This is a genomic window from Phaeodactylibacter luteus (assembly GCF_007993045.1).
Lineage (GTDB): Bacteria > Bacteroidota > Bacteroidia > Chitinophagales > Saprospiraceae > Phaeodactylibacter > Phaeodactylibacter luteus.
This window is the reverse complement of the sequence record NZ_VOOR01000086.1, coordinates 1-9507: the sequence shown is the minus strand read 5'-3', so window position 1 is coordinate 9507 and position 9507 is coordinate 1. Positions and strand designations below refer to the sequence as shown.

Genomic DNA, 9507 nt, shown 5'->3' with positions numbered 1-9507 from the left:
TTGGCTCATAGCAGGGCTGGCACTTAGCACTATAGCGGCATTGATCTGGCTGTGGCGTTTGCGGGCGTTCAGGATCAGGAATAAGGAGCTGCAAAGGGCGATTGACGAGCAGACCTTTGACCTGCAGGAAAAAACCAAAAAACTGGAGAAGCTGGATGCCGCCAAAAGCGAGCTGTTCAGCAACATCAGCCACGAGCTGCGGACGCCTTTAACCTTGATCCATCTGGAAGCAGAGCGCATACTTAAAGGGGGCATGCCCAACAAGCTGGAGCAGCAAACCGGGGCCATACAGCAGCAGGTAAAACGGATGACGGCCCTACTAGACGATATCCTACAGCTCAACAAAGCCAAGATGGGCTTGGTCCGTGCTGAATACAAGCCTGTGGAGTGGAATCAGTTCCTACAGCGCACCTTCGGCATGTTCAGCAGCCTGGCCGAAAAAAAAGGCATAGACTACAAACTGAAGATCCTTCAGCAGGATGCACAGTACCTACAGCTGGAAAAAGGCAAGCTCGAGCACATCCTGCAGAACCTCATCAGCAATGCCATCAAATTCACACCGGCTGGCGGCCGCATCCTGGTGCGCAGCACGCTAAAGGGATCGGAGGTAGAAGTGGTCGTATCAGATACCGGGCCCGGTATTGCAGCGGACGAGCAGGAGATGATCTTTGAACGCTACTATCAGGCGGGGACATCGAGAGACCCTTCCGCACCCGGTTATGGCATAGGGCTGGCGCTCTGCCGGGAGTATGCCCACCTCATTGATGGCCACATTTGGGTAGAAAGCGAACTAGGCAAGGGCGCCTCTTTTTTCTTGACCTTCCCAATGGTGGCTGCTGAAAAAATGGAGGCTAAAATACACGCGCCGAGCCGCCCCAATACTGCTGCCCCTGTCCGGACATTTGACAAAGTCCTCACCACAGGGGAGCCTAAGCCGGGCATTCTTGTCGTAGAGGACAACCCTGCCCTTTTGCAGCTGCTGAACGAGATATTATCCGAAGAGTACGAGGTAGGGCTGGCTACGAACGGGGAAGAAGCGCTACAGCTTTTAAAAGCCTCTCCCGAACACTTCAAAGTGGTCATCTCGGATATTATGATGCCGGTAGTCGATGGCTACTCCCTGCTGAACAGTGTCCGAAGCCACCCCAAACTGGGCTTCACCCCCTTTATCTTCATTTCTGCCCTAAAATCTACCGAAGAGCTTTTGAAAGCCTACCGCCTTGGCGTAGATGGGTTTATCCGCAAGCCCTTTGAGAGCATAGAGCTGAAAACCCGGGTCCGGAACCTGATCAAGAACCAAGAGCTGCGGCATTCCCACCTTAAAGGGGCAGAGCCGGCACCGTTAGACACCGCTGTGGCCGCGGAGGAGGCCTCCGAAGAAAACGCAGAAAGCGAAAGCTACGATGAGGCTTGGCTGAACGACCTGGAAGCAATAGTACGAAAGCACTTATCCAGAGAAGACCTAAAAATCGGGGACATCGCCTATCAGCTGCATATCTCAGAGCGCACACTGCGCAACTACATCAAGGCTTATACAGGGCTTACCCCCACCGGCTACCTGCAAAAAGCCCGGCTAGACCAAGCCCACCTGCTGCTCTTGAAACGAAAGTACAAGACCGTTGGGGAGGTGGCTTACGCTGTAGGCTTCAAAGATGCACAGTACTTCTCCAAGCTCTTCAAGAAGGAGTTCGGGCGGTCCCCTTCCGACCTTTATTAAGGGGCTATGCTGAGGGCAAAGCACGAGCCCCCTCCCTTTCGGCAGGCCGAACCGATACAGCGCTCTGCCAACTGCTGTATGCTCCGGTAGCCCTATGACGGCATGGGCACAGCTGTGCCAAGCGAGCGCTATTTGGCGAATGCCTGACACACACCCCGTGGGCATCTCTCGGCACATCCCGCAGCATCTGCACCTACATGTTTGTCGTGCAATGCGCACTATTGCTGAATACCACCCTCATTCTTGCCGATTCGCCGAGCTTGCTTTCCGATTTATCATCCGGGCCCACCTTAACTTAGAGGGACGAGACTGGCAGTGCCCTGTTGGGCTTTATCGAGCTGCATGAATCCCATCTGCCCCCAAGAGATATTGGTGTTTTCCTCTTCAGGCAGCAAGCGCAAACAGCACAGTACAGTCCGATCCTGTTTTGGTGTCAATACTTAAAAACCGCTCCATGAAAACACACAAGAAACTCGATCAGCTGAACGTGCTGATCTATGACGAAGACTTGAAAAGCGCTGCACATACGAAGCACCTGCTACAAAAAGCCGGGGCACAATCGAGCCTGGCCATCAGCAGCCTTGAAGCACTTGACCAGCAATTGGAGCACGAGCTCCTCCATGTTTGCCTACTGAATATCCCCAGCCAACAACATCCCCAATACACTGCCGATGTATGCGAGCAGATCCGGCAGGCGGAAGCTTTGATCCCGATCATTTTTTCAGCAGAAGCTGTTTCCAAAGAGCTATACCAAGAAATGGAGCGGCAGCACCCCAGCAGTTTCCTCAAAAAGGGGTATACCCTGCTCGAGCTGCAGCAAGCCCTCGAACTGGCCGCCCTGCAACTGGAAAATGAAGAGCTGCGCGAAAATCAGGGCGCGCAGTTTGCCGGCTCCCCCACAGACCGGGTGTTTTTCAGGGTTGGCGATAGCATACGGGGGGTAGACCCCAGCGATATCAGCTATTTCTTTGCCAAGAACAAATTCACCTTTGCCCGTTTTGGCGAACGGCAGTACGCTACCGCCGTTCAGATCAAGGTCCTGGCGCAGTCGCTGCGCCCCCTCTTTGTCCGCTGCCACAGGAAATTCTTGGTCAACGTCAACCATATCGACTACATCCTGCCCAAAGAAGACAAAGTGAAAGTGGGCAATGAGCTGCTGCCGATCGGGCACACCTACCGCAAGCAGTTCCTGGCCCAAATCCATTTTTTGAGATAAGCCAAGTGCGCTCCTTGGCATCATTTAAGCCAAGGGGGGGTGCACAGAAAAGACTAACGGCTGGGATACTGCCCTATCCGTTTCTCCCTGCTCCGCTAAACCCCGGATTCTCAAAGTGTTCATCAGGCATGCGCAACAACGCTTGCCAGCCCAGAGGAAGCAGTTGGGATATGATGGTACTCAGCTTAGCCCCGCCTTACACAGGTGGGGCTTCTTTTTTGGGAAAGCTTTACTGCCTGCCCCCGCATAAACAGGAGGGGGCTCCCCCTGCCTGAGGGCAGGGGGCGCTATGCTGCGGGGCTCGCTGTCCGCTCGGCCCTGTCTGGCCTTCGGCCACCCCTCCGCAGCGCTAGCCCGGTGCAAGGTTTTGGCTTGGCCCAAAAACAGTTCATCCTACTTAAAACCGCATTTGTCGCGATATAGGCCCGTCTATCCATTTGGCAGTTGCAAAAAGCAACAGCTGTAATTAACTTAGTGGTATTATTTTTAGTATGACACCTAACCCAGCCGCAAGTAAGCATCGTTTCAAGCGATTATGACACCGAATGGTTTCCTATGAAGATTGTGCATATTAGCCGGAGTTAGTTGATACTTGATTTCTTTTCAAGCGTTTCTTAACGAGAGTCAGAGAAGCTTGTGATCGAGAATTAGGTGGAAACAAACCGAAATGGTTAAAGCTCCTTACTGCCCCGCTGTAGCTGCAGCGGGGCTTTTCTGTTGTGCAGGCTTAACGGGCATTCGGACAAACACCGCATACGCAGCCAAACTTCGTCTGTCCCTCTAAAATAGGCGTTCATCCCCATATAGCCCGCTTCATCCTATTCACACTTTGCGCAAGGCCGGGGGCTGTCTATTTTTAGCCCGATTGACAACACAAACAAATGAACGAGCTGAGCCTAGCGCATCCCCCCCTAGCCAAACAACGGCTCTGCTCTGTCTCAATGCTTGATCCTTCGCCTATCTACCCTGAAAAGCGAACAGCAGTTAATAGATCTGTGCATCCTACAGAGGCTAAACTAGCCCTTTTGCCTGGCCAAAAACTCATTATGATTTTTTGAAAAGAAGGCAGGTAAGGCAAGCCCTGCTTTCAGAAGGTAATAAGGGCTGGTTTAGCTCGATTACGCCCTGCCGGTTTCCCGGCAGGGCATTTTGGCTGCAACCAAGGGCACAAGCTTTGAAACCCAAAACCTCCTGCCCTATGCAAACTAACACCCCTCCTGCCCTACTGTTGTTCACTGCCGACCGGCACTTGGGCAGTATGTTCCAAGGCTTGCTTGCGCGCTCCTCTTTTTCCAAACTGTGCTCAATACCAGACGAACTTGCCTTTGAGGATGCGATTTTGTCCTCTAGCCCCCCTTTTTGCCCCATCTTCGACCTGCGCCTGCCCGGGGCATTAAAGCTTGCAGGGCTCTTCCGGGCTGCGCATACCCGGCAGCCCATGGGGTTTATCCAGGGCATCCGCCCAGCAGACCTCCCTGCCCACTATGCCCCATTTGCCCTCCTCCCGGCCCGTGCGGAGGAAGAGAGGCTGCCCCGCATTCTTGACCGCCTCCAACAGCAAGCCCCTCCCCTTTCTGGCTTGAGCCACGCCCCCCTGCAGCCGGGCGGCGGCTACCGCATCACCCAGCTGCCCAATGGCATGAAGTACATCCAAGTCGAAAAACAAAGCATGCTGCTCAGTTTCCCGCTTTCGGCAGCCCCGTTCATTTACGCCCGCAGCGGCCGGCTCTTCCTCAGGGCAGCGGAGCAGAGCTTCCCCTTTAAAGGCCAGCTTTCACAAGTAGCCTCCGAAGCCTGGCCAGAATTGCAGCCGGCCAACCGCTCGGTCCTCGTCAACCCCAAGTATGTAGCCGCCGCCTGGCCCAAGCAGCGGCAGCTAAGGATAGGCGGCGTCACCGTGTCCGTCAGCCCCGCCCACCAAGCCGCCTTTTTCAGTTCATCCTACTAATATGGGCGTTTATCCGCACATAAGGCAGTCTGTCCTATTGGCACTGGCATAAAACTGAAGGCTAGGCTATCTTTAGACCACCATAAGTTTAGATCGCGATCCTAAATTTTGGGAACGATAAACAAACATTTTTTAGATGCTTTGAGCATCGTGCTGTTTCATGTACAATTGTGCATTTTCTTAGGAGTTTAACGACACCAAGCTGCTTTGCACGGAAGTGTTTTCGTAGAACTTACCTTCCGGAAAGCCTTACGGATCAGATTAGGTAGGTGAAAAGGAAATCTGAGACGATTCAAGCTCCTTGTAGTCCCGCTGCAAAAGCAGCGGGACTTTTTTTGTTCAGGCCTACCCCATCCGCAGCGGCAGATCGGTCAGCCGCTGGCCAGTGAGGCGGCGCACAGCATTGCCAATGGCAGCAGCAATGGGCCCCAATGGAGGCTCCCCGACGGGCAGGGGCACCTCTGCGCCCTGCAAGAGGTAGACATTGATCTCCTTAGGCGCATGCCGCATGAGGGCCATCTGATAAGGGCCGTAAATGGTAGGCTGCAGCTCGCCTTTGTGCAGGGTCATCTTTTCGTGCATAGCAGCGCTCATGCCCATCAAGATGGAGCCCTCGCACTGAGCTCTTACCTGATCGGGGTTGACCGCCAGGCCGCAATCGAGCACGCAAGTGACTTTGTGGACTTTGATTTCGCCTGCTTCAACGGAAACTTCGACGACGTGGGCACAAGGCGAGTTGGTGTCAATGGAAGCCGCGAGCCCCATCGCCCGGCCATTTTGTACCTCATCTGAGTAGCCCGCTTTTTCCACGGCCTCCCGGATAACTGCTTTGATACGGGCCCCTGCCCCTTCCTCACTGATGTGGGCAAGCCGGAAATCTGCCGGGTGCTGCCCCGACCGCATGGCCATTTCGTCTACCATGCTCTCAATGGCAAAGGTATTGGCCAGGAGCCCAAGGCTTCGCCACCAGCTTGTCGCAAAAGGCAGGGAGGTGTGCCACTGTACAGCACGGCGGTTGGGGATGTTGTCGTACATGATATTGCCGCCGCGCATGGCCCCGATATCCGTGCCCAGCACTTGGTGCAAAGCACTTGGCATGATGAGCGACCCAATGGCCACATCCCCGCTCGCATAATGGTGCTCAAGGGCGTCCAAAAGGCCATCCTCCCCCAGCCTTGCCTTCACAATATGGTGGGTAGGCGGGCGGAAGGTATCGTGCTGGAACTCCTCCTGCCGGGTGAACATATACTTCACAGGCTTGCCCACTGCACGGGACAGCAGTGCCGCTTCAATCGCATGGGCCGTATTCAGCCTGCGCCCGAAGCCCCCTCCGAGGTAAGTGGGGACGACATTGACCTGCTCCGGCTTCATCCCCAGTGCTTCTGCCACTTGGTTGCGCGTGATGCCGACCACTTGAGTAGATAAAACAACGGTAGCCTTGCCCTCCTCTACGTGTGCCAGGGCCCCGTTAGGCTCAAGCTGGGCATGTGCGCCGATGGGGGAAGTAAAAGACAAGCTCACTACTGCCCCGTCCTCCTCGCTCACGGCTTTGCCCGCCTTTTGGGTCACCATTTTGTCCCCCTTCCCTACCTGCAGCAGGCTACGGATATCTTCCTCCGCCCAGCGTTTAGGGACATCCCATTCCACTTTTACTTTCCGGCAGGCAGCAAGCGCCTGCGGATAAGACTCCGCAACAACACCTACAGCATTCTCCAGCTCCACAATTTTAACGACCCCCGGCATATCCGCCGCCGCCTTGCTGTCCAAGCTTTTCAGCTGAGCGCCAACGGCTTCCGGCCTGATGATACTGGCATGGAGCATGCCCGGCAGCTCAGCATCAAGGCCAAAAATAGGGCTGCCAAATACCTTGGGCGCCAAATCGACCCGCTGCACCGGCTTGCCTACATATTGGTATTGAGCGGCAGCGCGCAGTTCCGGCACTTCAGGCAGCTCCCACTCCGTGGCTGCAGCAGCTATTTCGGCATAGGTGAGGCTCCCCTCCCCGCTAAAGACGATGCCTTCCCGGGTAGACAAGCTGCCGGCATCGGCACCGAGCTGCTTTGCGGCCTCATTTTTCAGCATTTCGCGCATAGTCGCAGCCATTTCGCGCAACGGCTGCCAGAGGCTGGCGATCGAAAGGCTGCCCCCTGTGCTCATAGCGTCTACCACCCCAGAGTCTGTAGCAGCCGCTACCACTTCTATCTGCCCCGGGGCCACATCCAGCTCATCTGCTGCGATCTGTGCCAGCCCGGTAAATGCCCCTTGCCCCATTTCCACTTTGGGCGAGTGCAGGCGCACCCGGTTGTCTTCCAGCACCTCGAACCAAAGATTGGCGGAAGTACCGCTGCCCGAGTAAGGCGGGACCAGCGTTTCTGCCATTTCCAATACCTCCCTGCGGATGGGGTTGCGGAATACATAGGTGCCAATAGCCATGACGCCTACGGTGCCCAGCCCGGCGCGGACCAGGAACTTACGGCGGGATACTTTTTTACGCGGTTTATCTTGTGCCATGATCTATTGGTTTTTAGGGTTGACTGCAACTTGCTGCGCCTGTAGGGCTGCAGCTCGGTGGATGGCTTTGCGCATCCGGTAATAAGTACCGCATCGGCAGACATTGACGATGTTGTTGTCAATGTCTTCATCTGTAGGGGCAGGGTTCTTCTCCAACAGCGCTGCCGTGGCCATGATGAAGCCAGGCTGGCAATAACCGCACTGCGGCACCACCTCTTCTATCCAAGCCTGCTGAACCGGGTGGGGCTGCGCCCGGGTGCCTAGCCCTTCTATCGTGGTAATCTGTTTCCCTTCAGCCAGCTTGGCCGCATAAGAACAGCAGCGGACGGCCTCCCCGTCGACCAAAATGGTGCAGGCCCCGCAGGCAGCTTTGCCGCACCCGAATTTGGTGCCTTTCAAATTGAGCTGATCGCGGATGACCCACAGCAGCGGGGTGTTGCCATCTTCAATCTCCACAGATTGAGCCCGGCCATTGATGGTAAAAGCTATTTTCATGATGGGTTGTATTTCGTTTTCTGTTTCAAGCGGACCCTGTATTTATCGAGGGATGGGCGCACCGGCTGCGAACCAGTCTTTCACCGCCTTGATGTAGGCTTCTTTAGCCACCGGTGGTTTTTCCCGGGGCTGGCCCGCTGCGTCCACGCCGGGTGACCACGCCCACAACACAAGAGGGTCTTCGGTAAGGTGGTGGATGAGCGCTTCGTAGCCCCGGTTGCCGTTGCGGGAGCGGTCGAGCAGTGCTTCGGCCACCTCGGCTCGGCTGAGCCCTTGCCAGCCCATGCTTGCAGGCGCCAAGCCCCAGTGCGGGGCACCGGGCACCCCAGAGTAATCGTTGTTCTCATTTTGGTGGCAGGTATTGCAGTTGGTTGCCTCAAAGCCGTGCCCTGCTGCCCCACGGGCAACCCCAAAATGGTGAGGGCGCCCCTCTAGCCCCTGCTTGGGGAGATGGTCTGAAGGGTGGCAATTGATACAACGGGGGTGAGTGAGCACAGACATGACTTTGTCGTAGCTGTCGTTGCCGGCTGTAGGGGGAGGAAGCCCGTCAGGGGCGCTAGTATCCAATGGGCTGGCAGGCGGGGCGGCCAACAACAGCCCCCCTATCAGCAGTAAGGCGGGGAAAATGTACTTTAGTTTGAGCTGGGCCATAAGGTGAAAAGTTTTATCTTTGTTAAAGTGAGTACTTACTTACATGCAATATAGCCTTATGGCGGCCACACTTGCAAGTGATCCGGCTATTATTTCAAAAACGCGTTCGGCTGATGACCAAAAAGGAAAGAATACTATCTGTAGCGCTGTACCGGTTTGCACACGAAGGGTACAATGCGGTCTCTACAGCAAGTATCGCAAAGGAGGCGGAAGTATCTGAAGGGCTGATCTTTAAGCATTTCAAGAGCAAACAAGGCCTGTTGGACACCCTTCGGGAGGAGCTGGAAAGCAAAATGGCGGCTAAGGTACAGCCTGTAATGGAGGCAGCTACTGCAGCGGAGGCCCTCCACCTCGTTTTCGACCTGCTGCTCAATGTAGACCCTGTCGATTTCAACTATTGGCGGCTGCAGTACCAACTTAAGCTGAATGAGGCTTATGAGGGGCACCGATCGGCGCAGCTCTATCTTGACCGGTTGAGCTGGGCACTGCAGGAGTCGGGGTTCCCTGAGCCTGAAATGGAAGCACAGCTCCTCTTTGAAATTGTTGACAGCGCGCTCAAACGCATTGTATTTGAAGAGCTGCCCGAGAAGGAAAAGTATATCGAATTCTTAAGGAAGAAGTATGCCCCTTGAGCACGACCTACCTGGAAAGAAAAGGGCGCCAAAGGCATAGTGCCAACAAAGGGGCCTGCCCCTGCCTGCTGGCAGGTGCCGCTATGCTGCGGGGCTCGCTATCCGCTCGGCCCTATCGGGCTTGACACCCCTCCGCAGCGCTAGTCCGATGCCCACCTTTAAACGATCTACTCAAAATCGCGCTTGCCACCAAGTAGACCACCTGTATTTATTTGTCAGTTTAAAAAGCCCTGCCCCCATCCATATTGGACAGGAGCAGGGCTCATGCATAGGTGTGTTAAAATCGTATGGCCTTACTCTATAGCAATCATCTGCTTGGTGCCCATGTACTCACCTG

7 protein-coding genes are annotated in these 9507 nt (G+C 55.2%); 4 read left to right on the top strand and 3 right to left on the bottom strand.

Features of this window, described 5'->3' with window-relative positions; all coding sequences use genetic code 11:
- From FRY97_RS21005 to FRY97_RS20995, 3 genes are all read left to right on the top strand, one after another.
- Window positions 1–1717: hybrid sensor histidine kinase/response regulator transcription factor (locus FRY97_RS21005; RefSeq protein ID WP_147169591.1), on the top strand; the 1717-nt coding region annotated here is incomplete at its 5' end.
- 454 nt (window positions 1718–2171) lie between these two features.
- Complete coding sequence (locus FRY97_RS21000; RefSeq protein WP_147169590.1) at window positions 2172–2933, top strand: response regulator transcription factor; 762 nt, start codon at window positions 2172–2174, stop codon at window positions 2931–2933.
- A 1198-nt stretch (window positions 2934–4131) separates the two neighbouring features.
- Complete coding sequence (locus tag FRY97_RS20995; RefSeq protein WP_147169589.1) at window positions 4132–4881, top strand: LytTR family transcriptional regulator DNA-binding domain-containing protein; 750 nt, start codon at window positions 4132–4134, stop codon at window positions 4879–4881.
- 345 nt (window positions 4882–5226) lie between these two features.
- Here FRY97_RS20995 and FRY97_RS20990 read toward each other — a convergent pair whose 3' ends face one another.
- The 3 genes from FRY97_RS20990 to FRY97_RS20980 are packed head-to-tail and all read right to left on the bottom strand — an operon-like array spanning window position 5227 to window position 8538.
- Window positions 5227–7392 carry a xanthine dehydrogenase family protein molybdopterin-binding subunit gene (locus tag FRY97_RS20990; RefSeq protein ID WP_147169588.1) on the bottom strand — a complete coding sequence of 722 codons (2166 nt, stop codon included), beginning with the start codon at window positions 7390–7392 and terminating at the stop codon, window positions 5227–5229.
- A 3-nt stretch (window positions 7393–7395) separates the two neighbouring features.
- On the bottom strand, window positions 7396–7887 hold the full coding sequence (locus tag FRY97_RS20985) for a (2Fe-2S)-binding protein (RefSeq protein WP_147169587.1): 492 nt from the start codon (window positions 7885–7887) through the stop codon (window positions 7396–7398).
- A 42-nt stretch (window positions 7888–7929) separates the two neighbouring features.
- Window positions 7930–8538 (bottom strand): hypothetical protein, encoded by a 609-nt coding sequence (locus tag FRY97_RS20980; protein ID WP_147169586.1) that lies wholly within the window; start codon window positions 8536–8538, stop codon window positions 7930–7932.
- A 113-nt stretch (window positions 8539–8651) separates the two neighbouring features.
- Between FRY97_RS20980 and FRY97_RS20975 the strand changes: the two genes are divergently transcribed.
- Window positions 8652–9170: a TetR/AcrR family transcriptional regulator gene (locus FRY97_RS20975; protein ID WP_147169585.1), complete on the top strand. Its 519-nt coding sequence runs from the start codon at window positions 8652–8654 to the stop codon at window positions 9168–9170.
- Window positions 9171–9507 lie beyond the last annotated feature (337 nt).